Genomic DNA, 21028 nt, shown 5'->3' on the forward strand with positions numbered 1-21028 from the left:
ATGCCTCTGGCGCTGCCGACCATCATGGCCGGCATCAACCAGACGATCATGATGGCGCTCGCCATGGTCGTCATCGCGTCCATGATCGGCGTCCAAGGCCTCGGCCAGCCGGTGCTGAAGGCGATCGCCAATCAGTACTTTACCCTCGGCATCTTCAATGGCCTTGCCATCGTCGGCATCGCCATCATCTTCGACCGTGTCAGCCAGGCCTATGGCCGCCGCCTGCAGCGGCACCGTGAAATCGTCCACGGCTGACACTGGACTGTTATTGCGGAAAAGAACAGCGGCCCGGGACTCATCGTCCCGGGCCGCTTGCTTGTTCCGGCTATTCGTGCCTGGCGGAGAGCATACCGGTCGAGAGCGCGACGCCCGTGGCGGTGACGACCGCGGCGGCAATCTCGAAGGGACCAATCGCCTCCTGAAGCAGCAAGCCGCCGCCGATCATTGCGAGCACCGGCGTCAGGGCCGTGAAGGCCGCCGCCTGCGTGCCGCCGAGGCGCCGGACGGCGAGGCCGTAGGCAAGCGTGGCGATGAGCCCTGAAAGAACCCCTTGGCTGATCACCTGCAGGCCGATCTCGTGCGCCGGCACGGTCGCGAGCGTGCTGCCAAAGACGAGCGCCAGAGCGAGATGGATGAAGAACGACCAGACGGCGATCAGCGCGCCGCCTTGGAGGGGGCTCAGACCCGACCGCCGGAAGGCGTGCGTATAGGTCGCCCAGAGCGCCGCGGCGGCAGGCAGCAGCAGCCACCCGGTCCAGCTGTCCGAGGCGCCGAGGCTGCGGGTTAGCAGGATCGCCATGCCGAGGATGATCGCCGCAAAGCCGAGGATGCGCATGCGATCCGGCCGCTCCCGAAACAGCGTCACGCCGATAATTGCCGTCGCGAGCGGCATCGAACCGCCGAGCAGCACGCCGACCGAGGCCGCCGGCGTCGCGTGGATGGCGAAGGCCGCCACTTGGAAGAACAGGGCCCCCGATCCGGCGACCATCAGCGCCAGAAGCGCCGGCGACAGGCCTTTCGGCACGAGACCCGTTTTCAGCCAGACCGGTGCAAGGACGAGCGCCGGTATCCCATAACGGATGAGGCCGAGGTCGATGGTGCCGAGGCTGGTCGCGGCGGTGTGCCGCGTGGCGAGGATCCAGCCCGCCCAGATCAACACCGTGACGAAGGCACCGGCATAGCCGGATACGGGCGAGTCGGAACCGCGATCGAGTGTCAGCGCAACCATGGTCTTGTTCCTCCAGACGCGAGGTGTTTCGGATGTGTGAACCCTAGCGCCGACACGTGGGGCATGTCCTTGCTATCTCTGCCCGTTTGGAGGTAAGTTCAGCAATCTTCTGCCAATACGATAATTGAAACAGTCTTGTTATGCCAAAACTCGATAAATTCGATATCGCCATTCTCAAGGTCCTGCAGGAGGATGCTCGCGCCACCAATGTCGAGATCGCCGAGCGCATCAACCTTTCGCCGTCCCCCTGCCTGCGGCGCATCCGCAGTCTGGAGAAGTCGGGCGTGCTGCGCGGCTATCGTGCCGATATCGACCGCAAGGAGGTGGGCCTGGGGCTGACGGTCTTTGTCGAGATCAAGGTCGGCCAGCACAGCCAGGAAAATGCGCGGCGGCAGCAGGAGGCGCTCCTCGCCATACCGGAGGTGGTCTCCTGTTTCCTGATCTCGGGCAATGCGGATTTCCTCGCCGAGGTGGTGGTGGAGGACCTGTCGGCCTATGAGAGGCTTCTCACCGAAACCTTGCTGACCCTGCCCGGGGTGACGGACATCCGTTCGAATTTCGCCATCCGGACGATCAAGACCGGCGGTCCCCTGAAGCTGCCGGCCTTGTGAGGGCGGCCGCACCGAACGCTGTCGCTCACGGCGACCTTCCGCGAAACTCTTTTCGGCCGGCTCTGGAATCCCCCGCTGCCGCCCTTATCTCAGAAGCAGAAGGGCGCGCATGGATGAAAGAGAGGCCAGTCGTTGAAAGTTAAAGCCATCTTCAATCGAGATGGGGGGACTTTCCGCACCACGGATATGGAAACCTATGGCAAGCGCGTCGAGGAGGTCTTTCGCGCCGCCGGGCATGACATGGAAATTGCCGTGGTGGCCGCAAGCGATATCCTGCAGGCGCTGGAGACGGCCTGCCGCCGCGATGACCTGGACGCGATCGTCGCAGGCGGCGGCGACGGCACGATTTCGGCCGCAGCCGGGGTGGCCTGGCGCTCCGGCATGCCGCTCGGCGTCATTCCGGCGGGAACGATGAACCTCTTCGCCCGCTCCCTGAAGCTGCCGCTCGATATCTGGAAGGTTCCCGAGGTCCTCGCCAATGGAAGGATCATCGATGGCGACATCGGGAGCGCCGACGGCCGGGCTTTCGTGCATCAATTTTCGATGGGACTGCACGCCCGCATGGTGCGCTATCGGGAGTCCTACAAGTTTGCCTCGCGCCCCGGCAAGATCGGCGCCAGCGTGCGCGCCGCCATTGGCGTGATCTTCAATCCGCCGGATTTCGAGATCGAATTCGATGCCGACGGCCACCGCGAGCTTCGGCACGTGTCGGCCATTTCGGTCTCGAACAACCATTTCGGCCACGCGACGCTGATGTATGCGGACGATGTGACGGCAGGGCACCTCGGCTTCTACACGGCTCCGCCGCTGAGTCCTGCGGGCGTCGCAAAGCTCGCCTTCGACATCCTGCGCGGACGATTCCGGGCAAGTCCGTTGATCACCGAAATGAGCGCATTGGCGGTCGATCTGCATTTTCCGAAGGTTGACCGCAAGATCAACTGCGTCATCGACGGCGAGCTCCTGCCGATCCGGCGGCGCGATGTCGCCTTGCGCGTTCACCCCGGCGAATTGAAGCTCCTCGTGGGCGCGTAAACGGGTACCGGTGATCTACTCGCCCACCCAGATATAGCTGAACCGATAGCGATCCGGTCCGGCGGCGTAGATATAAGGCAATTCGAGTTTGCGCGGCGTTTGAGCCGATACGGCCACTCCCGATGTCTCGAGAGCCGCGCTCAGCGTGGCGGGAAGCGGCGCCTGATTCTTCTCGTCGCGCCACACCACCAGCAGCGGCCGCCTCGTCGCGTCCGGCGGCGGGAAGTCCGAAAGATGGGGGATCGCCACCGTCACGTCGGCAAGCCGCGTGCGGATGTTGCCGGCCACCTGCTTGTCATTGGTCAGCACCAGCGCTGGCGGCCGCCCTTCTGCCTCGACGACCGCCTCCACCAAGGCGGCATAGGGGATGTTCAGTTTCGAGTAGTCGCCGAACCACGGGCGTACCACGGCCCGCGCCGACACAATCACGAGTGTCACCAGCACGATGCAGGCAACCAACGGCACGAAGCGCCGGAAGCCCGGCGCCGGATCGATCTCTGCCGCCTCGATCTTGAGGCAGAGATAGAGCGGCAGCAGGACCAGAAAGAGCACGAGCCATTTTTCGCGGACATGGGTCGCAGCGACACCGAGAACGACAAGCAGAACGGCAAGGAGACAGAGCGCGATCATGCGCCCGACGAGGCGGGTCCATTGGTTTTCCGCCTGCCAGATCACCCGGATTTTTCGCCGGAAGGCAAGGCCAAAGACCAGCAAGGGCACCAGGCTGCCGCCAATTATTGCCGAGGCAAGGGCAAAGACGCCGTGAAACGCCTGCATAAGGCGGCCCTCCGCCTCGCGCTCCTTCATTTCATTCAGCGTGCCCGACGAGGCGGCATCGAGATTTTGCAGCACCCACACGCCGTGGGGCAGCGCGATGACGCCGGCAATGGCGATCGCCCCCAGGATACGCCAATCGAAAATGCGCTTGCGCAATTCCGGTTCGGGCAGCGCGGCAAGGATTGCCGCGACCGGCACGATGACGAAGTTGTACTTGGAAACCACGCCAATGCCGACCGCAATGCCGGTCAGCAGATAGGAAAAAAGGCTCGGACGCGTCAGCGTCCGCAGAAAGCCGTAGAGGAACAGCGATACGGCAAAAAGCGCGGCGACCGTATGGGAGAGATCCCGCTGTGCGAGCAGGAAGACCGGCGGCAGGCTCAGGACGCCGAGCATGGCGATCGCCGAGAGGCGCCGGTCCTTGAGGACAAGCTGCGCCGCGAGGCCGTAGAAAAGGCAGCAGAGGAACAGAAGCCCGTTCTTGAGAATGGTCATCGTCGCGAGCGACGTGCCGATCAGTTGCGCCAGCCCGTATTGCAGCCAGTTGTAGAAGGGCGGTTGCGGCCCATATCCGAGCTGCAGGAATTGCGACAAAAAGGCCTGTTCGGCCTCATCGATCTCGAGCGAGGGCGAGGCGGCAAGGCGCAGCACGACGCACAGCAGAAAATAGCCGGCCAGTGTGATTAAGACCAGGTTCGGCCGCCGGTCGACGATGTCATGCATGCGGCTGGTCCTGCCCGAAGACCTGACGGACGATATAGCTCGCCGTATCGTCGTCGCGGAAATAGGCGCGCGCCATCATTTCCGCGAGAATGCCGGTGGTGATCAGCTGCACCGAGGACAGGAACAGCATGACGCCGACGATCAGCATCGGGCGGGTGCCGATATCGTTGCCGAAGACGAACTTGTCAATCGCGAGATAGAGCAGGATGAGGGCGCTCAGGCTGCCGGTCGCAAGTCCGATCGAGCCGAAGAAGTGGCCGGGACGCGCCTTGTAGCGCATGAAGAACAGCACTGCGAGCAGGTCGAGGATCACACGGAAGGTGCGCGAGATACCGTATTTCGACGAACCGAAGTGGCGGGCGTGGTGCGTCACGGGCATCTCGCCGATCCGGCTGCTCGGCACGACGCCCGCGACCCAGGCCGGAATGAAGCGGTGCATTTCGCCCATGAGCTTCACCTGCTTGATGATCGCGCTGCGATAGACCTTAAGGCTGCAGCCGTAATCGTGAAGCTTCACGCCGGTGATCTTGCCGATCAGGATATTGGCGCACCAGGAGGGAATCTTTCTGAGCAGGAGGCCGTCCCGGCGGTTTTGCCGCCATCCGACCAGGAGATCGAGTTCGCGCTCCTCGATGGCGGCGACCATCTGAGGAATATCCTTCGGGTCGTTCTGAAGGTCGCCGTCGAGCGTCGCGATCAGCCGCCCGGCCGCGGCATCGATCCCGGCCTGCATGGCGGCCGTCTGGCCGAAATTCTTCTGGAGCTCGATGATCTTCAGTTTCAGGTCCGGACGCAGCAGCTCCTTGCGGGCATTCGGCAGGGTCCGGTCCGTGCTGCCGTCGTCGACCAGGATCAATTCCCAGGATCGGTCGAAACTGGCCATGGCCTCGTGGATACGGTTGACGAGCGGCGCGACGCTGTCCTCCTCATTGAACACCGGCACCACTATGGACAGCTCGATCGGCTCCATCGCGCCCGTCATTGCCGTCAGCGGTTCTTGCATGTGGGTCAAGGCGGTCTCTCCGGTGTGCCGTCGCAGGTTTTCTTGCACAGTTAACGATGATAACCAACGCTGAATTGCGTGGCTTTCTACAGGAAAACGGTACCTCATGAATTCGGACTGGCAGTTGAGCCGGCGCTCGTGGCTCGCGCGCAACCGTATGGCACTGATTTCCGTGGCGGCCATAGCGGCTTATGCCGTCTTCGTCGAGTGGGTCTGGGGGTGGTTGGTCCTGCTGCGGCAATGGGCCGAGATCGGTTTGTCGTCCGTGCTCGCCGCGCTCGGTCTTCTCATCGCGACCTATTTCGTTCGCTGCTACCGCATCTACGACTATTTTCCGGAGCAGACCGCCGGCCGTTTCCTGCTGCTCTTTCGCGTCACGCAGGTCCACAATCTGCTCAATATCATGCTGCCCTTCAGAGCCGGCGAGACGAGTTTTCCGCTGCTGATGCGCGCCGAATTCGGCGTTCCGCTGTTGCGCGGAACATCGGCGCTGGTCGTCATGCGCCTCTTGGATCTGCACGCGCTGCTCACGGTCGCGGCGGTGGGCCTGGTCACCGGCCGCAGCAATCAGATGGTCGCTTGGCTGCTTTGGACGATGGCCTTGCTCTCGCCGCTCGCGTTCTTCCTGCTCAAGGCCCGGATTCTTCGCGGGGTGCGCCGCGTGTCGCCGGCGCGGTTCTTGCACCATGTCGATGAGATCGAGGCGGGGCTGCCGGAGCATTTCCCGGCATTTCTCCGCGCCTCGGCAATGACCATGCTGAACTGGGGGATAAAAGTCGCGGTGCTCGCCTGGGTGCTGGCGATCATGGGCGTGGCACCGCTTGCCGCCTCTTTCGGCGGGGCGCTTGGGGGAGAGCTCTCTTCCGTTCTTCCCGTGCACGCGCCCGCCGGCGTCGGCACCTATGCGGCGGCGATCGTGGCCGGCGCCGTCTCCTTCGGCGCGGCCGGCGGCAAGGCCGCGCTCGAGCTTTTAGGGCGCGCCAGCATCAATGCGCACCTGCTCATCATCGTCTCGGCCGTCGCCGGCACGCTGCTGTCGCTCGTGCTGCGGCCGAAAAGTTGACGCCTTCTACTGGAAGGACGTCTCGTAGAAGCTTCTGAGCTTGCGCGAATGGAGTTTCTCCGGCGGCATGGCCGCGAGCTTCTGCAGCGCCAGGATGCCGATCTTCAGGTGCTGGCTCACCTGCGTGCGGTAGAAGGCCGTCGCCATGCCGGGCAGCTTCAATTCGCCGTGCAGCGGCTTGTCGGAGACGCAGAGCAGCGTTCCATAGGGCACGCGGAAGCGGAAGCCGTTGGCGGCGATCGTCGCCGATTCCATGTCGAGGGCGATGGCGCGGGCCTGCGACAGGCGTTTGACCGGGCCGCGCTGGTCGCGCAGTTCCCAGTTGCGGTTGTCGATCGTCGCGACCGTACCCGTACGCATGATCCGCTTGAGATCGTAGCCCTGGTAACCGGTGACTTCCGCCACCGCGTCCTGCAAGGCGACCTGCACCTCGGCCAGTGCCGGGAGCGGGATCCACACCGGCAGATCGTCGTCGAGCACGTGATCCTCGCGCATATAGGCATGCGCCAGAACGTAGTCGCCGAGCCGCTGACTGTTGCGAAGCCCGGCGCAATGGCCGAGCATCAGCCAGACATGCGGCCGCAAGACCGCGATGTGGTCGGTGATCGTCTTGGCGTTCGAGGGGCCGACGCCGATATTGACCATGGTGATGCCGCCATGGCCCTTTTTCTTCAGGTGATAGGCCGGCATCTGCGGCAGCCGGGCGAGCGTGTAGTCGGTCTCCGGTTTGTCGGCGCCCGCGGGCGTGATGATGTTGCCTGGCTCTACGAAGGCCGTGTAGCCGTTGCCGCCTTCGGCCATCTGCTGGCGTGCCCAGGCACAGAACTCGTCGACATAGAACTGGTAGTTGGTGAAGAGCACGAAGTTCTGGAAGTGCGTGGCGCTGGTTGCCGTGTAGTGGCTGAGGCGGGCGAGCGAATAATCGATGCGCTGCGCCGTGAATGGCGCAAGCGGCGAGGGTTCTCCTGGCCCGGGCTCATAAGAGCCGTTGGCGATCTCGTCGTCCGTCGTCGTCAGGTCGGGCGCATCGAAGAGGTCGCGCAGCGGAATGTCGATCGTGTCGGCCGCCGACGCCTCGACATGGGCATTCTCGCCGAAGGCGAAGTGGAGGGGAATCGGTGTCGACGACTCCGACACGGTGACGCCGACACCGTGATTGCGCATGAGGTGACCGAACTGCTCCTTCAGATAGTGGCGGAAGAGCCGCGGCCGCGTAATCGTCGTGGTGTAGACGCCGGGCGCGCTGACATAGCCGAAGGAGAGCCGGGAATCGACGTGGCCGAAGCTGCTCGTCTCGATGCTCACCTGTGGATAGCAGGCGCGGAAGCGCGTAAGCGGCCGGCCGTTCTTGCCCAGCCCCTCGAAGGCTTCGCACAGGAACCGGGTATTGCGCTCGTAGAGGGCCTGCAGGCAATCGACGGCCGCGGCCGGATCATCGAAGGTCTGCGGCTCGAAGGCTTCTGGGGTGGCGACGGAGAGAATGGGGGTCGAAGAGATTCGTGTATCCATGGCGCATTATAGGCTGGGGTATCTAACAAGCAAACGACAAGATACGCGGCCGGCGCGTGGCCATCTCGTTCAAACGTATTCACGCGGCGCGTTTTAGGTCTTTGTTTTTGTGCATGTCGCCATCGCAAAAGCGCTGCACACTTTTGGGCCACATGCATTAGCGCGGGCCGACGAGAATGATTGTCGCCCCGACAAGCGCCACGGCCATGCCGGTCAAGTCCCAGCGGTCGGGGCGCACGCCCTCGGCGAGCCAGAGCCAGACCAGCGAAGCGGCAATGTAGACGCCGCCATAGGCGGCATAGGCGCGCCCGGCCGCCGGCACGTCGATCATCGTCAGGAGCCAGGCAAAGAGCGCCAGAGACCCCATCCCTGGAACGAGCCACCAAAAGGACTTGTCAAGCCGGAGCCATGCCCAGAAGGCAAAGCAGCCGGCGATTTCGGCGAGCGCGGCGAGCGAATAGACGGCGAATGCGGGCATCAGATCTGGCCTTTCAGCCGCGAAAGGAGCGAAAAGTCAGAGCATGTGCAAGAGGGAAATTCGTTCCGCGCCACTACCTTGGGAGCAGGGTAGATTGCGCCACCTCCACGATGGAGGATCAGCTCATCGCCTGGCGTTGCAGCGTAACGAAGAGGACGAGACCGGCGCCGTGCTTGCCGATGCCGGCGCCGGTGGCCTTGCTGTAGGCGACCGCTCCGATCGGCGCCATCAGCAGGCCCGTGAGCAGCAGGAGCCGGAGCGAGAGAATGGCGGAGGAGACGAGGGCGGCCATTTGAGCATTCCTCTACAGCTTGGCTTGGCAATACTGCGCCGTATGCGCGGTGCAATCGGTCAGCGAGCCGATATAGGTGTTTTGGCGGCGACGCTCCGTGTCGGCGCCGACAGCGGCGGCGAGCGACATGGCGAAGACGACCATCAGCAGGCTGATGATGGTGAGGCGGCGAGCGAGAATATCCATTGTTCCGTCCGTGGGCTGGAGCGCGTTCAAATCGATTGAGCGTTTTTTCGCACAACCAAACTGAATTCTTGCTGAGGTAGCCGTTCATCTGCCGTTCATCTTGGACGGTGCGCCTCTTGCCAGCGCCGGAGTGCGTTCCTACGTCTGTGTGCCCACAACCTGAGGAGACCGCCTATGACCGCTCCCATCGAGCTCTATTACTGGCCGACGCCGAACGGCTGGAAAATCACCATTATGCTGGAGGAGCTCGGCGTTCCCTACGTGGTCAAGTACATCAATATCGGGCAGGGTGATCAGTTCGCGCCGGATTTCCTGAGGATCTCGCCAAACAACCGCATGCCGGCCATCATCGACCCGGTCGGACCGGGCGGCGAGCCCATCTCCCTCTTTGAATCGGGTGCGATCCTGCAATATCTCGGCCGAAAATTCGGGAAGTTCTACCCGACAGACGAGCGCGCCCGTGCCGAGGTCGAGCAATGGCTCTTCTGGCAGGTCGGCGGCCTGGGCCCCATGGCAGGCCAGGCGCATCATTTCCGGCAATATGCGCCGGAAAGAATCCAATACGGCATCGATCGCTACACCAATGAGGTGAACCGCCTCTATGGCGTCATGAACAAGCGGCTGGCCGATCGGCCGTTCCTCGCCGGCGACTATTCGATCGCCGACATGGCCGCGGTCGGCTGGGTGATCCCGCACGAGAACCAGGGCCAGGATCTCAACGATTTTCCGCATCTGAAGCGTTGGTTCGACGCGCTGCTGGCACGGCCCGCTGTTCGCAAAGCGATCGAGGTCGGCAAGGAGGAGCGGGCCCGTCAGAAGAGCCTTGCCGAGGACAAGGAAGCGCAGAAGATCCTGTTCGGGCAGCGCGCCCGCTGATTCGAGGCGAGGGCGGCCATAGTGGGTCGCCCTCGCGGAATTCGGAAAGAGCTAAAGCCGCATCCAGGTCTGCGACTTGCACAGCACCTTCAGCACGCAGCCCTTCATCTTCAGCGAATTGCCGTCGACCGAGCCCGAGCCGCTATAGGTCTTGTCGCTTTCCGGATCGGTGATCTCGCCGCTGTAGCTGCCGCCCGTCCCGGCGAGATTGCCGATGCGCTTGCCGGCGTGCTTGCCCGTCTTCAGCGTGACGCAGAAAGCGCCGCCGCAGGGGGCTATCTCCGCCGTGGCTCCGCTCGCCGTCTTCCAGTTGCCGACGATCGGCTCGGCGGCATGAACCGCTCCCATCGCTCCGAAGACGAGTGCCGCGCTGACGAGCAAAGTACGAATCATTCAATGTCCTCCCTTGGAGACGGTCGGTTGCCGGCCGCCGCGATCTGGATGCCTCGCATCGGCGGCCTCCTCGCCGTCCGAGCCCTGCACGATAGCTTACGCGTACGTAAAGGTAAATACGGGCCGCGACGCGAAAAAATAGGCGCGGCAGGACCCTCATGTGAGTCGCGGAATTCGGCCCCCGATAGTCCGGCAGGTGCTTTGTTGGTTAGCGATCGGTTGAAATCGGAGTTTGAATTTTCCGTTAGTTTTGAACCGGATTGCCGGCGCTGCAGGCGCTGCGATGTTTAACGAAAAGCCAAGTTTACCAAGTATTTGAACTTTGTTTCCGTCAAATTAAGCATGCATTTTAAGCGCCCATTGAAGGCTGCGGGGCATACTCCAGCCCATAGGACGAGCGGTGAAGACGCACCGCCAAATCAGCCGGAGCCGACGCCGCACAAGACGGCGCGACATTGGAAAGCCCGCCAAGAGGCAAGACTGAAACAGGGACAAAAAGAACAGCAACTGAAGCCCGGCGCGCCCGAAGGGGCGTGCCGCTTCGGCTGAACCAACAAGAACGACAGGGACAAGCAAATGGCACGCTTTGACTTCGAGATCACGTCGGATGCGGCAATGGGCGGCGAAAACCGGGCCGACATTCTTTGCGAAATGGGTCTCGCCTACGCGACCGGCCGCGGCCGGCCGGTGGACCTCGTGGCCGCCCATAAGTGGCTGAACATCGCCGCCATCAGGGGCTCGGACCGCGCCGCCGACCTTCGCGCCGATCTCGCCGCGACGATGAGCAAGACCGATCTTGCCGCGGCCCTGCGCGCCGCCCGCGAATGGATGACGGTGCATTGATACCGCACAAGCTGGGGCGACAGCTCCAGTCTAGCCCTCGGCCAGGCTCTTGAGTACGAGCGGCAGGGCGGCCTCGAGAAAGTCCATCTCGGCATCGGGGCCGGTGCTGATCCGGACGCAGCGATTGAGCGGCGCGACGCCCGGCATGCGGATGAAAATGCCGTGATCGCCCATCAGCCGGTCGACGATCGCCCGGGCATAGGTTGCATCCCGTCCGCAGTCGATGGCGACGAAATTCGTCGCCGACGCCAACGGCCGCAGCCCGTTGTCACACGCAATGCCGGCGATCCGGTCGCGCGATGCTGCGATCCGCTGCGTCACTTCCTTGAGATATTGCTGGTCGGCGAGGGCGGCGAGCGCCGCAGCCACGCCGATTCGATTCATCCCGAAATGGTTGCGGATCTTGTCGAAGGCCTGAGCGCTGCCCGGCGTCGTCAGCGAATAGCCGACCCGCGCGCCGGCGAGGCCATAGGCCTTGGAGAAGGTGCGGGTGCGGATGACGTTCGGCCGCTCGATCAGGCTCTCGATCGACGGCAGAGCTTCGGCCGGCGCCGTTTCGCAATAGGCTTCGTCTAGGATCAGCAGCGTCGTTTCGGGCAGGGCGGTCGCAAACTCGACGACGCGCTCGGCCGGCCACCAACTCCCCATCGGATTGTCGGGATTGGCAAGATAGACGAGCGGTGCCGCCTCGCGCTTGACCGCGGAGAGCAGGCCGCCGAGGTCTTCGCGATCATCGACGTAAGGCACGGTGACGAGCCGGCCGCCATGCCCTGCCACATGGTAGTTGAAGGTCGGATAGCCGCCGAACGAAGTGACCACCGGCATTCCCTGCTCGACGACGAGGCGGACGATCTGCCCGAGCAGGCCGTCGATCCCCTCTCCGACGGCGATATGGGCAGGCGAGATGCCGAGATGCGCCGCGAGTGCGTGCCTCAGCTCGTAATTTTCGGGGTCTGCGTATTTCCAGGTTTCGCCGGCGGCCCGCTGGATCGCGAGCAAGACGGAATCGGCCGGCCCGAAGCCGCTCTCGTTTGCGCCGATGCGGGCGGCAATCCCGCGGCCGCGCTGCCGCTCGATCGCTTCCGGACCGACGAAGGGAACCGTGGCCGGCAGGGATTGGATGAGCGGCGTGAAACGCGAGAATGCAGACATCTTGACAACTGAGCTCCGTTCGAAAAGCGCCGCGGAACTTATCGCATTGGAACGGCAAGCGGAATGCGCAAAAGCGAAGGCGTCAGGTTTCGTTATTTCCCCGGCACCGCCATCTATCGTCCCCCAACCGCGAAATATCCGACTGCGGGCGCGGGAGGTGCGGATTTAACCTTGCCGGTCTGGCCGGTGAAAAATTCGTGGCGCACGATTTGGTGGAGGAATGCTTCGTCGATGGGCTTGATGAACTGCACCCCGATGCGGTTGTCCCGCCGGTGAACCTCGGCGCAGCCGATCCGGACATTCGTTCCCACGATGTGGAGATAGTAGTGCGCAGGCAGGCCGATGGTCGTGCTGACGGAGAAACTCGCTCCACCGCGCGAGATGTCGGTCATCTTGCAGGCGCGGATCGACACGCCGCCAAGCGCCGGCCGCACCGACATCAGCGTTGCGGCATGTCCGATCGCGAAGCGTTCGTAACGCCGCTCGTAAAGCAGCGATGGAACAAGCGAATACATGGTCGACTGCAGCATGCGTCGTGCTCCGATGATCGCGCCGCTCGCGATGCCGTCGTGCGGGTGTTCGCCGATCGGTCAACGGAGCTTTGCCAGATCCCGGCAAGTCATTTGCCGGCGCCCTTGAGGCGGCGGACGCCTGCAGGGTCGACGGTCATTTTCCGCCGGCAATCTTGCAATCGATTGAAGATATTCAATAGAAATCTAATGATGGCACGGGGACAAGCGGGGGGGAGTGCCGCCCGCACTCACAATCCGCTTGAGAACTGGAGACGAATCAGCGTGCTCAGGAACTCCTGTGCGAGCAGCATGTTGAAGCGTACGCCGAGTTCCGTCCCGCTGCGATGCACCTCGGCACAGCCGATCTCCTCCTTGAAGCCGTCGATCTCCAGAAAGAAGTGCTTCGGCAGCAGGATCGCGGCGTTGAAGTCGAGCATCGCGCCGCCGATCGAGATGTGCCGCAGCAGTGCCTGATATTTGGACTTCGCCTTCAACTGACTGCCGATGACGAGAATGCGGCAGGGGCGCTCGATATGATAATGCGGATAGGCAACGGCCGATTGGCCGGGCTTTCCGTGAGCGAGATGGATGATCATCGACATGGCGTGATCCGGGGAATAGCTGTCTTGTCCGGTGCAGAACCCGATAGCACGGACCATTCTGTCGCGGCGACGTCACACTCCCTGATCCGACTTGCTTCAGCCTTGCCGCCACGCGTTCAACAGCGCCCGCTCGACCACGACGAAAATGGCGGGAATTCCTGAAATTCGACAAAAAAATCTTGCATTGAAGCCGCGCTGCCACTAGTCAGGCGCTAACGGAGAGGTGGCCGAGTGGTCGAAGGCGCTCCCCTGCTAAGGGAGTATACCGGAAACGGTATCGAGGGTTCGAATCCCTTCTTCTCCGCCATCAGACCTTCCCAAGCATCATTATACACACCACGCGGCCTTGATTTGCCGCGTTTTTTGTTGCTTCTAGTTTCCTATGGGTTTCCATCGATAACGACCGCTACCCGCTCATTTGTGGGTATCTTTGTGGGTACCGAAAACCAAAAATGTGGGTATCACGGCGCATGAGTGCTCTGACGGACAAGACGGTTAAGAACGCGAAGAAAGAGGAAGCGACGTACAAGCTCGTCGACGGCGGCGGCCTCAATCTGTTTGTTCTGCCCACCGGCACCAAATCATGGCGTCTCCGCTACCGTTTCGACGGCAAGGAGAAGACGCTGGTTATCGGCAACTATCCCTATCATGAATGAACGACATCCGGCCGATCGGCAAATCATTGATCTGATGCTCGGGCACACGCCGAACGACAAGGTGGAGGGCGCCTATAACCGGGCAGAGCACTTGCCGCGCCGCAAGGAGCTTGCGCAGCTTTGGGCAGACCTGATCCTCAAAGACATGCCTACGGCCGACGAACTGCTTCACGGACCGAGGAAGAACCTCAAGGAAGTAGAGGCTGTAACTTTAGAGCCAAGAGCCAGACGGCGAGGACAACTGTCGCGGCAATGACGACTCCAACTTGCGGCCGCGCCGCTTCCTACAGTTGGCGCTCCTCATGTAGGTCTGCCGCGAGCTAGCTTTGCGAATTCGGAGCGCCGCCTGCATCCCTTCCGAGGGATTGCACCGTCGGGCGGTGCATCGGCGGGCCACCGAGTGTCTCGAATGGGTGGAATCCGGAAGTCGGACGACGGGAGCTGGATGGGCACGATGCGCCAGCACCGGTCATTGCTCCTCCTTGAGCGAGTGGCTGCAGAAGGTGCAAGACCGGACACTCGCCCGGCCTGAAATTACACTAGGCCGGCCTTGCGAAGCCCGTCCACGACTAGCTCGAAATCGTCGGGGTTCTTGTAGGGCAACACTTTGCGACGGTATTCGAGGGAGTAGTCGGGATTGACCCGGAACACCTCCTGCCAAGCCGCGCGGGCATCGTCGAAACGGCCCAGATGGCCGTAGCTCGCTGCCAGGAGCGCGCGCGAGACATCGGTAACGGGATTGCGGGTCAGCCGCTCTTTTAGCAAGCCAACCGCCTGTTCGTACCTTCCCAGGTGAAACGACGCCAAGGCTTGGAAGTGCAATAGCACATCCGGAAAATATGGGTTCAAGACCTTCGCCCGATCGAAATGCTTGAGTGCCTCGTCGGCCCTGGCCGAGTAATTCAGTGCCTCGCCCAGGCTGACGTGCCCTTCAGCGAAGTTCGGATTGAGGACTATCGCACGCCGGGCCTCGCTGATGGCCACGTCGTGCCGTCGCGAATACAATTCGACGATGCTCAGCGCCCAGTGCGCCCTGGGATCGCGATCATCCAGCGCCACCGCCCGCGTCGCAAGCTCTTCCGCTTGCTCGCGCGAATTCGGCGGTGACGGGCTCCATCCATTCAAATAGTCGAGTACGTGGGTGAGGGCCAGGAACGCGTGGGCCGCGGCGAAATTCGGGTCCAGTTTGATTGCACGTTGCAAAAGGTCCCGGGCGGCGACGTTCGTCTCCATCGTCAGCCGGTGCCACAGCTCTCGGCCACGCAGGAAATAGTCATACGCCTCAATGGTGCCGGTGTGCTCGGGCGCCAGCCGCTGCCGGTCGCCCTCCGTCAGGTTGATCGCTAGTGCGCCAACGATCTGCTGCGTGACGTCGTCCTGCACCGCGAATATGTCGGTGAGGTCGCGATCGAAGCGCTCCGCCCACAGATGTCCGCTCGAGGCTGCGTCGATAAGCTGCGCCGTGATGCGCACCCTGTTTCCCGATTTGCGGACGCTGCCTTCCAGCACGTAGCGTACGCCGAGGTGTCTGCCGACCTCCTGCACGTGAACGTTCTTGCCCTTGAACGTGAACGACGAATTGCGGGCGATGACGAAGAGCTGGGGCAGCTTTGAGAGAGATGTGATGATGTCTTCGGAGATTCCGTCGGCGAAATATTCCTGCTCGGCATCACCGCTCATGTTGGCGAAGGGCAGCACGGCGATCGACAGTTTCGGCGGCAGTTCCGTCGTCGGCCGGCTTGTCACCGGCTGTGAGGTCGCGGTTGCCTTTGCCTCGGTGGTGCCGACACGCAGCGAATACACCCGGATCGGCTCGGCGATGTTCTTGAGCTGCGTGTTGCCGAGATCGCTGACTGAGAGGTCAAGCCGCGCCTTGACCTGGCGATAGGCATCCTCGGATAGGCAGATGGCCCCTGGCGCAGCGACGCCCTCCAGACGCGAGGCGATGTTGACGCCGTCGCCCATCAGGTCGCCGTCGCTTTCCTCGACCACGTCGCCGAGATGAATTCCGATTCGGAACTCGATGCGGCGGTCCTGCGGCACGCCGGCATTGCGCTCGACCATACCGTTCTGCACCTCAATGGCGCAGCGCACGGCGTCTACTACACTGCGGAACTCGACCAGCGCCCCATCGCCTGTGCGCTTGATCACGCGTCCGTTGTGCACGGCGATGGTCGGATCGATCAGGTCGCTGCGCAGCGCCCGCAACCTGGCCAAAGTACGGTCTTCGTCTGCGCCGGCCAGCCGGCTGTACCCGACCACGTCGGCAGCCAGGATCGCCGCTAGCTTGCGGTTCTCGCTCACAGGGCCATCTCCTCGTCTCCACAATAACAGGAAGACACAGGGAAGAGGAAATTTTCGGGGTCCCGTTCAGAGCGACTTTGGGTGAGATCATCGCTCGCCATTTGTTCGCCGGCAATCGTGAATGCTCACAATGTCGAGCACTCGCAACCCGGTGCCAATGGCGCAGACGTCCTGCCTGGGCAATGACTGTCCTGGCAACTTTCGGACATTCGACACCGTGACGCCGAAAGTCGGCTCAGGGTCGATCTTTCCGGTTCCCATCCGTCGGGAAGGGGTGGAGAGCCGAAGTTCAATGCGATGGCGATGAACGTCTGCAGTGCAGACTCAGCGGCCTTCCACTGAATGGAGCGATTTAATCAGAAGCATCCAGCGCTCTGTATCGGTCTCCCAGCCTTCCTTCACACAGGGGAGTGTTGCAGCTTCTGCGTAGCCATGCCGCTCATACAGTCGTCGTGCACCTGCATTGTTGTTGGCGACGATGACACTCATCCGACGAAGCGCTGCTTCCCCCGCTATTTCTTCTGCAAGACTGAGTAGTCGCGAGCCAAGTCCTTGCCCTCGGTATTCGGGATAGCAGGCCAGCACATTGACATACCAACTTTCCAGTGCCTTGTTTTCCAGTTCTTGAAGCGGCCGAAACAGGGCGGGGATGTCGTCGCCAATTGGCTCGGGTTGAGAGCCGATTGGGTAGCCAGTCAGACTTGCTACAGCACCGTCTCCAAAGTCCACAACCACGATCTGGCCGTCGCGGGCCTTTTCTATTTGCCGAGCGCGACCAACCTCCCAAGGATCCTGACCGTCCTTTGCAAGTCCCTCCCAAATGTACAGGGGCAAACCCTCGCCGGCAAAGTTGACGAGGTCCGCCAGCGGCCTTGCATCTGCTTCGGTCGCAATTCGTAGCGGTGGCTCAAGCCGGATCATTTGATCCTCCGGAAGCTCTCGGGCGGCGGTTTATCCTAAGAGGTTTTTCGAACAGCGTACACGGCGCTAGTCTCATCGGCCTGTACACAGATCGAATGACATCGTAAGCAATCTCTAATCAATACTTTTCGAGGGGAAAGGACAGCAATGGAGTTCGATCTCAGCCGCGTTTTGGACGCGCTCCCGGCGATGGTGTGGATCGCACTGCCGGACGGGCAGCTCGAGCTTGTCAATCGATGCTGGTCTGAATTCACCGGCCTTAGTCTGGACGAAGCCCATGGCTGGGAATGGCAGGCCGCGGTCAACCCGGACGACCTGCCCGCACTGCTCGAACGCTGGCGGTCGATTCTGACCTCCTGCCAGCCCGGCGAGATCGAGGCACGCGTTCGGCGCTTCGACGGGGAGTATCGCCGGGTTCGCGTGCAATGCAGTCCGATGTTCGACGAGGCCGGACGGATCTTCAAATGGTGCGGAGTGACAACCGATGTCGAGGATTTTCGACGAGCTGAGGAGACCTTGCGGCGACGTGAGCTCGACTTTCAGTTGATCGTCGACAGTATCCCTGTTCCGGTCGCCGTGACGATGCCATCGGGGGCGGTCGAGGGCCTCAATCAGGCCACGCTCAACTATTTTGGCAAGACCCTGGAGACGCTAAAGGAATGGGAAGCCACAGACGCCGTTCATCCTGAGGACTTAGAGCGCACAATCGCCGCCCACAACGCAAATTATGAAGCAGGTCGATCCTACGACATCGAGACCCGTCTGCGACGCGCAGATGACGTCTATCGCTGGTTCAATGTGCTGGCTATGCCGTTGCGGGATGTCGACGGGCACATTCTGCGATGGTTCGAGTTGCTTATCGACATTGACGATCGCAAACGCGCCGAGGCGGCCCTCCAGGCCGCGAACGACAGGCTGGCGCGTGCATCGCAGGTCGCAAGCCTGGTGGAGCTCTCCGCCTCAATCGCGCACGAGGTCAATCAGCCGATTGCCGCTGCACTCGCGAATGCGCAGGCTGCCCTTCGCTGGCTCAGAAGGGACCCTCCCGATCTTGCGGAGGTGAGAGAGGCACTCGACGACGTTGTGAAGGACGGCACGCGAGCCGGCAATGTCATTGATCGGATACGCTCCCTGTTCAAGAACGCACCGCCGTCGCTGGAGGACCTGGACATCACCGAGGCACTCACCGAGATCGTTGCCCTTAGCCGCGGCAAATCCCTGAAGAACGGTGTCTCCTTACAGGTCCAACTCTCGAAGGGCTTGCCGACCGTCCGAGGAGACCGCGTACAGTTGCAGCAAGTGATGCTCAACTTGATCACCAACGCCATTGAGGCGATGAGCGATGTCGACGACAGTAATCGCAATGTTCGGGTCACCGCCGGAAGAGACGACGACAATGTCTTTGTCACCGTGCAGGACTCCGGTTCGGGCTTGACGCCAGCCACCTTGGAGCGCGTCTTCGAACCGTTTTATACGACCAAGCCGACCGGTCTCGGGGTGGGGCTGTCGATCTGCCGATCAATCATAGAGGCCCACAGCGGTGCGCTCTGGGCGACGAACGGAGATGAAGGCGGCGCCGTTTTTTCGTTTACCGTTCCCATTTCCGCGTCGGCAAAATCTAGAAAAGGCGATCCGGAACCCGTCATGCCCTGTCGAGCGCCCCAACCGCTCGCTGACATAACCTCCTGAACTGCTTCGGTCAGTTCCACAAACGATTCGATGAAGGAGGTCGCATCAAGTCCAAGATGGCTAATACCTTCGTGTTATCTCCGAGCGGTTTCCATCATGGTATGGTTCCAACGCTTTTTAGAGAACATGGCCCTTTTGATGTCGCACAGTCCGGACGATAGAGCGATTGTCTACATCGTCGACGACGATGAAGCGCTGCGTCGCGCGCTAGGCCGCCTGTTCCGCTCGGTTAGCCTTGAAACGCGCAGCTACGGAACCGCCCGCGAATTTATCGACGCCCAGCGACCGGATCTATCCGGATGCATCGTACTCGACGTAAGGCTGCCGGGCATCAACGGGCTTGAATTCCAGGCGCAGCTTGGCGAATTGGGCATCAACTTACCCGTCGTCCTGATCACCGGCCACGGCGATATCCCCATGACTGTTCGGGCCATGAAGGCCGGGGCCGTAGACTTCCTCCCGAAGCCTTTCCGCGACCAGGACATGCTCGATGCAGTGAGCACGGCGATCAACCGCGATCGCAGCCGACGCGCCGCGGAGGACCTCGCTGCTGGTCTCAAAGGTCGCTTTGCCACGTTATCGACGCGCGAGCGGGAAGTAATGATGCTGGCAACCTCCGGCAGGATGAACAAGCAGATCGCCGGAGACCTGGGTCTCAGCGAGGTAACGGTCAAAATCCATCGTGGCGCCGCGATGCGCAAGATGGGTGCTCGGACTCTCGCCGATCTGGTGCGAATGGCTGACGCCTTGAACCTGGTACTTGAGCACGACGCTAACACCTGAGTATGATTCCCAACGGGTGGGGCGTGTGCGAGGCTGACGTCCAGCGCTCCGCCAATCTCCGCGGCCAAGCCAACAAGAAGCGAGTGATGCCGCGTGGCTGGGGAACCACTCATATCCATTATCGACGACGATCAGGCGATGCGGTCAGCGCTTGTCAGGCTGATCCGTTCGCTCGGATATGTTGCGCGTGGTTTCGCATCAGCCGAGGAATTCATCGAAGCGGGTGCCATGCCGGGTTGTTCCTGTGTCATCACGGACGTCCAGATGCCGGGCATGAGCGGCATTCATCTGACAAAGCTGATCGCGGAGCGGCGAGCCCAGGTGCCTGTGATCCTGATTACCGCTCGTACTGAGCCTGGACTCGAGGAGGTCGCCCTTGCCAGCGGGGCCGTGGCCTTCTTCAGGAAGCCGATAGACACCACGGCGTTCGTTGAATGCCTGGAAATGCTGATGAGCGCATGAGCCCACCCGGCCCGCGTCTGCTCCCGCACTAGATTAGTCTTCATCAAGATTTCAACCGCAAACGGACGCTCACTGCTGGCAACAGCGGTGTGAAGGGCGGTGGTTGCCCTCTTGGCGCTGGCGTCAGCGATCAAACTGCAATGACCGGCGACACGCTGAGCCTCATACCAACGCATGAGCCGCATAGCCGCTCGTCTTAATCAGACAGCCGCCCGTACGATGGCGGCGGCGGCATTCGTCCAGCAGCATGCTCATCAGCGACCCGGCACGTGTGAAAAGTGCCGATCGAAGCATCTCAAACGGAGAAACACATGCGGCAAATCACCTGCAAACAGGCCCAGGCGATCATCTCGGCCGGCGAGGCAAAGGCCGTCGAGCTCGGCGTGCCCGTCAACATCACGGTGCTGGATTCCGGCGCCCATCTGAAGTCGTTCAGCCGTATGGATGGCGCAGTGCTTGGCTCGATCGACATCGCCACACGCAAGGCACGAACCGCCGCGCTTTTCCAGACCACCAGCGAGGCAGTTTGGGAATATTGCAAGCCGGGCGCGCCCGCCCACGCGCTCGAACTTACGAACGGCGGCCTCGCCCCCTTTGCGGGCGGGCTTCCGCTCGTTGATGTGGACGGCACGATGATTGGCGCTGTCGGCGTGTCAGGCGGGTCCGTACCGCAGGATCTTGAAATCGCACAGGCGGCGGCGGCCGCCTTGGGCGCCTAACCCTCTCAAAGGCAACTACCAACCAGTCGAAAGGAACTTCCATGTCCAAAACAATTCTCGTCACCGGCGCCGGTTCGGGCTTTGGCAAGGGCGCCGCCATCGGCATGGCCAAGAACGGCCACGACATCATCGCCACCTGCCAGGTTTCGCCGATGGTCACCGCACTGCGCAACGAGGTGGAGGCGCTCGGCCTCGCCGACCGTATTCGCGTCGA

General features: G+C 62.1%; 24 protein-coding genes, 1 tRNA gene and 1 pseudogene. 13 read left to right on the forward strand and 13 right to left on the reverse strand.

What is annotated here, in order from left to right:
* A pseudogene (locus CO656_RS28280) lies at positions 1 to 255 on the forward strand (proline/glycine betaine ABC transporter permease); the annotation flags it as partial.
* 70 nt (positions 256 to 325) lie between these two features.
* Here CO656_RS28280 and CO656_RS28285 read toward each other — a convergent pair.
* Positions 326 to 1228 carry a DMT family transporter gene (locus CO656_RS28285; protein ID WP_097527992.1) on the reverse strand — a complete coding sequence of 301 codons (903 nt, stop codon included), beginning with the start codon at positions 1226 to 1228 and terminating at the stop codon, positions 326 to 328.
* Positions 1229 to 1368: 140 nt separating this feature from the next.
* Between CO656_RS28285 and CO656_RS28290 the strand changes: the two genes are divergently transcribed.
* Together CO656_RS28290 and CO656_RS28295 are read left to right on the forward strand one after the other, a co-directional pair.
* The gene (locus CO656_RS28290; RefSeq protein WP_097527993.1) at positions 1369 to 1839 is read left to right on the forward strand and encodes an Lrp/AsnC family transcriptional regulator; all 471 of its coding nucleotides are present in this window, start codon (positions 1369 to 1371) and stop codon (positions 1837 to 1839) included.
* A gap of 132 nt (positions 1840 to 1971) precedes the next feature.
* Positions 1972 to 2871: a diacylglycerol kinase family protein gene (locus CO656_RS28295; protein WP_097527994.1), complete on the forward strand. Its 900-nt coding sequence runs from the start codon at positions 1972 to 1974 to the stop codon at positions 2869 to 2871.
* Between the two features lie 15 nt (positions 2872 to 2886).
* Here CO656_RS28295 and CO656_RS28300 read toward each other — a convergent pair whose 3' ends face one another.
* Both CO656_RS28300 and CO656_RS28305 read right to left on the reverse strand, forming a co-directional pair.
* Positions 2887 to 4371, reverse strand: a complete 1485-nt coding sequence (locus CO656_RS28300; RefSeq protein ID WP_097527995.1) for a glycosyltransferase family 39 protein — start codon at positions 4369 to 4371, stop codon at positions 2887 to 2889.
* Positions 4364 to 5383 carry a glycosyltransferase family 2 protein gene (locus tag CO656_RS28305; protein ID WP_097527996.1) on the reverse strand — a complete coding sequence of 340 codons (1020 nt, stop codon included), beginning with the start codon at positions 5381 to 5383 and terminating at the stop codon, positions 4364 to 4366. The genes CO656_RS28300 and CO656_RS28305 overlap by 8 nt, the downstream gene beginning before the upstream one ends.
* A 97-nt stretch (positions 5384 to 5480) precedes the next feature.
* Here CO656_RS28305 and CO656_RS28310 point away from each other — a divergent pair, with 97 nt between their 5' ends.
* On the forward strand, positions 5481 to 6437 hold the full coding sequence (locus CO656_RS28310; RefSeq protein WP_097527997.1) for a lysylphosphatidylglycerol synthase domain-containing protein: 957 nt from the start codon (positions 5481 to 5483) through the stop codon (positions 6435 to 6437).
* 6 nt (positions 6438 to 6443) lie between these two features.
* Here the strand turns inward: CO656_RS28310 and CO656_RS28315 are convergent, their stop codons facing one another.
* The 4 genes from CO656_RS28315 to CO656_RS28330 form a co-directional block, all read right to left on the reverse strand.
* Positions 6444 to 7946, reverse strand: coding sequence for an AMP nucleosidase (locus CO656_RS28315; protein WP_097527998.1), 1503 nt, complete (start codon positions 7944 to 7946; stop codon positions 6444 to 6446).
* A 157-nt stretch (positions 7947 to 8103) separates the two neighbouring features.
* On the reverse strand, positions 8104 to 8424 hold the full coding sequence (locus CO656_RS28320; RefSeq protein ID WP_037413648.1) for a YnfA family protein: 321 nt from the start codon (positions 8422 to 8424) through the stop codon (positions 8104 to 8106).
* A 118-nt stretch (positions 8425 to 8542) separates the two neighbouring features.
* Positions 8543 to 8716: a hypothetical protein gene (locus CO656_RS28325; protein WP_037413653.1), complete on the reverse strand. Its 174-nt coding sequence runs from the start codon at positions 8714 to 8716 to the stop codon at positions 8543 to 8545.
* A 12-nt stretch (positions 8717 to 8728) separates the two neighbouring features.
* Positions 8729 to 8902, reverse strand: coding sequence for a hypothetical protein (locus tag CO656_RS28330; RefSeq protein ID WP_012707384.1), 174 nt, complete (start codon positions 8900 to 8902; stop codon positions 8729 to 8731).
* Positions 8903 to 9076: 174 nt separating this feature from the next.
* Between CO656_RS28330 and CO656_RS28335 the strand changes: the two genes are divergently transcribed.
* On the forward strand, positions 9077 to 9778 hold the full coding sequence (locus tag CO656_RS28335; RefSeq protein WP_097527999.1) for a glutathione S-transferase N-terminal domain-containing protein: 702 nt from the start codon (positions 9077 to 9079) through the stop codon (positions 9776 to 9778).
* Positions 9779 to 9829: 51 nt separating this feature from the next.
* Here CO656_RS28335 and CO656_RS28340 read toward each other — a convergent pair whose 3' ends face one another.
* Positions 9830 to 10171 carry a DUF2147 domain-containing protein gene (locus CO656_RS28340; RefSeq protein WP_097528000.1) on the reverse strand — a complete coding sequence of 114 codons (342 nt, stop codon included), beginning with the start codon at positions 10169 to 10171 and terminating at the stop codon, positions 9830 to 9832.
* Positions 10172 to 10747: 576 nt separating this feature from the next.
* On the opposite strand from CO656_RS28340, the gene CO656_RS28345 reads away from it, so the two are divergent.
* A complete protein-coding gene (locus tag CO656_RS28345) occupies positions 10748 to 11014 on the forward strand; it encodes a sel1 repeat family protein (RefSeq protein ID WP_097528001.1) in 267 nt (88 codons plus the stop codon).
* Between the two features lie 30 nt (positions 11015 to 11044).
* Here CO656_RS28345 and CO656_RS28350 read toward each other — a convergent pair whose 3' ends face one another.
* The 3 genes from CO656_RS28350 to CO656_RS28360 form a co-directional block, all read right to left on the reverse strand.
* Positions 11045 to 12166: a pyridoxal phosphate-dependent aminotransferase gene (locus CO656_RS28350; protein ID WP_097528002.1), complete on the reverse strand. Its 1122-nt coding sequence runs from the start codon at positions 12164 to 12166 to the stop codon at positions 11045 to 11047.
* Positions 12167 to 12279: 113 nt separating this feature from the next.
* Entirely contained in the window at positions 12280 to 12696 is a 417-nt protein-coding gene (locus CO656_RS28355) for a PilZ domain-containing protein (protein ID WP_037413660.1), read from the reverse strand.
* Between the two features lie 230 nt (positions 12697 to 12926).
* A complete protein-coding gene (locus CO656_RS28360) occupies positions 12927 to 13280 on the reverse strand; it encodes a hypothetical protein (protein ID WP_097528003.1) in 354 nt (117 codons plus the stop codon).
* Between the two features lie 217 nt (positions 13281 to 13497).
* Here CO656_RS28360 and CO656_RS28365 point away from each other — a divergent pair.
* The 3 genes from CO656_RS28365 (at position 13498) to CO656_RS31150 (ending at position 14192) form a co-directional block, all read left to right on the forward strand.
* Positions 13498 to 13587: transfer RNA gene (locus CO656_RS28365), tRNA-Ser, on the forward strand.
* A 163-nt stretch (positions 13588 to 13750) separates the two neighbouring features.
* Entirely contained in the window at positions 13751 to 13936 is a 186-nt protein-coding gene (locus tag CO656_RS28370) for an Arm DNA-binding domain-containing protein (protein ID WP_097528004.1), read from the forward strand.
* The gene (locus CO656_RS31150; protein ID WP_234819709.1) at positions 13929 to 14192 is read left to right on the forward strand and encodes a hypothetical protein; all 264 of its coding nucleotides are present in this window, start codon (positions 13929 to 13931) and stop codon (positions 14190 to 14192) included. The genes CO656_RS28370 and CO656_RS31150 overlap by 8 nt, the downstream gene beginning before the upstream one ends.
* Before the next feature lie 278 nt (positions 14193 to 14470).
* Here the strand turns inward: CO656_RS31150 and CO656_RS28380 are convergent, their stop codons facing one another.
* Together CO656_RS28380 and CO656_RS28385 are read right to left on the reverse strand one after the other, a co-directional pair.
* Positions 14471 to 16240 (reverse strand): adenylate/guanylate cyclase domain-containing protein, encoded by a 1770-nt coding sequence (locus CO656_RS28380; protein WP_097528005.1) that lies wholly within the window; start codon positions 16238 to 16240, stop codon positions 14471 to 14473.
* 324 nt (positions 16241 to 16564) lie between these two features.
* Complete coding sequence (locus tag CO656_RS28385; RefSeq protein ID WP_097528006.1) at positions 16565 to 17161, reverse strand: GNAT family N-acetyltransferase; 597 nt, start codon at positions 17159 to 17161, stop codon at positions 16565 to 16567.
* A gap of 147 nt (positions 17162 to 17308) precedes the next feature.
* Between CO656_RS28385 and CO656_RS28390 the strand changes: the two genes are divergently transcribed.
* From CO656_RS28390 to CO656_RS28405, 4 genes are all read left to right on the forward strand, one after another.
* Positions 17309 to 18850 (forward strand): PAS domain-containing sensor histidine kinase, encoded by a 1542-nt coding sequence (locus tag CO656_RS28390; RefSeq protein WP_097528007.1) that lies wholly within the window; start codon positions 17309 to 17311, stop codon positions 18848 to 18850.
* A gap of 138 nt (positions 18851 to 18988) precedes the next feature.
* Entirely contained in the window at positions 18989 to 19633 is a 645-nt protein-coding gene (locus CO656_RS28395) for a response regulator transcription factor (RefSeq protein WP_097528010.1), read from the forward strand.
* A gap of 93 nt (positions 19634 to 19726) precedes the next feature.
* Positions 19727 to 20095: a response regulator gene (locus CO656_RS28400; RefSeq protein ID WP_097528008.1), complete on the forward strand. Its 369-nt coding sequence runs from the start codon at positions 19727 to 19729 to the stop codon at positions 20093 to 20095.
* A gap of 311 nt (positions 20096 to 20406) precedes the next feature.
* Positions 20407 to 20814: a heme-binding protein gene (locus CO656_RS28405; RefSeq protein WP_097528009.1), complete on the forward strand. Its 408-nt coding sequence runs from the start codon at positions 20407 to 20409 to the stop codon at positions 20812 to 20814.
* The last annotated feature ends 214 nt before the right edge of the window (positions 20815 to 21028 follow it).

The sequence above is a fragment of the Sinorhizobium sp. FG01 genome, from assembly GCF_002531875.1.
In the GTDB taxonomy this organism is placed as follows: domain Bacteria; phylum Pseudomonadota; class Alphaproteobacteria; order Rhizobiales; family Rhizobiaceae; genus Sinorhizobium; species Sinorhizobium fredii_C.

Coding starts and splice junctions, on each gene's coding strand:
- CO656_RS28310 (WP_097527997.1), top strand. CDS start 5,481: ATGAATTCGGACTGGCAGTTGAGCCGGCGCTCGTGGCTCGCGCGCAAC.
- CO656_RS28285 (WP_097527992.1), bottom strand. CDS start 1,228: ATGGTTGCGCTGACACTCGATCGCGGTTCCGACTCGCCCGTATCCGGC.
- CO656_RS28390 (WP_097528007.1), top strand. CDS start 17,309: ATGGAGTTCGATCTCAGCCGCGTTTTGGACGCGCTCCCGGCGATGGTG.
- CO656_RS28405 (WP_097528009.1), top strand. CDS start 20,407: ATGCGGCAAATCACCTGCAAACAGGCCCAGGCGATCATCTCGGCCGGC.
- CO656_RS28360 (WP_097528003.1), bottom strand. CDS start 13,280: ATGTCGATGATCATCCATCTCGCTCACGGAAAGCCCGGCCAATCGGCC.
- CO656_RS28345 (WP_097528001.1), top strand. CDS start 10,748: ATGGCACGCTTTGACTTCGAGATCACGTCGGATGCGGCAATGGGCGGC.
- CO656_RS28395 (WP_097528010.1), top strand. CDS start 18,989: ATGTCGCACAGTCCGGACGATAGAGCGATTGTCTACATCGTCGACGAC.
- CO656_RS28330 (WP_012707384.1), bottom strand. CDS start 8,902: ATGGATATTCTCGCTCGCCGCCTCACCATCATCAGCCTGCTGATGGTC.
- CO656_RS28320 (WP_037413648.1), bottom strand. CDS start 8,424: ATGCCCGCATTCGCCGTCTATTCGCTCGCCGCGCTCGCCGAAATCGCC.
- CO656_RS28325 (WP_037413653.1), bottom strand. CDS start 8,716: ATGGCCGCCCTCGTCTCCTCCGCCATTCTCTCGCTCCGGCTCCTGCTG.
- CO656_RS28350 (WP_097528002.1), bottom strand. CDS start 12,166: ATGTCTGCATTCTCGCGTTTCACGCCGCTCATCCAATCCCTGCCGGCC.
- CO656_RS28385 (WP_097528006.1), bottom strand. CDS start 17,161: ATGATCCGGCTTGAGCCACCGCTACGAATTGCGACCGAAGCAGATGCA.
- CO656_RS28300 (WP_097527995.1), bottom strand. CDS start 4,371: ATGCATGACATCGTCGACCGGCGGCCGAACCTGGTCTTAATCACACTG.
- CO656_RS28335 (WP_097527999.1), top strand. CDS start 9,077: ATGACCGCTCCCATCGAGCTCTATTACTGGCCGACGCCGAACGGCTGG.
- CO656_RS28340 (WP_097528000.1), bottom strand. CDS start 10,171: ATGATTCGTACTTTGCTCGTCAGCGCGGCACTCGTCTTCGGAGCGATG.
- CO656_RS28370 (WP_097528004.1), top strand. CDS start 13,751: ATGAGTGCTCTGACGGACAAGACGGTTAAGAACGCGAAGAAAGAGGAA.
- CO656_RS28355 (WP_037413660.1), bottom strand. CDS start 12,696: ATGCTGCAGTCGACCATGTATTCGCTTGTTCCATCGCTGCTTTACGAG.
- CO656_RS28315 (WP_097527998.1), bottom strand. CDS start 7,946: ATGGATACACGAATCTCTTCGACCCCCATTCTCTCCGTCGCCACCCCA.
- CO656_RS28290 (WP_097527993.1), top strand. CDS start 1,369: ATGCCAAAACTCGATAAATTCGATATCGCCATTCTCAAGGTCCTGCAG.
- CO656_RS31150 (WP_234819709.1), top strand. CDS start 13,929: ATGAATGAACGACATCCGGCCGATCGGCAAATCATTGATCTGATGCTC.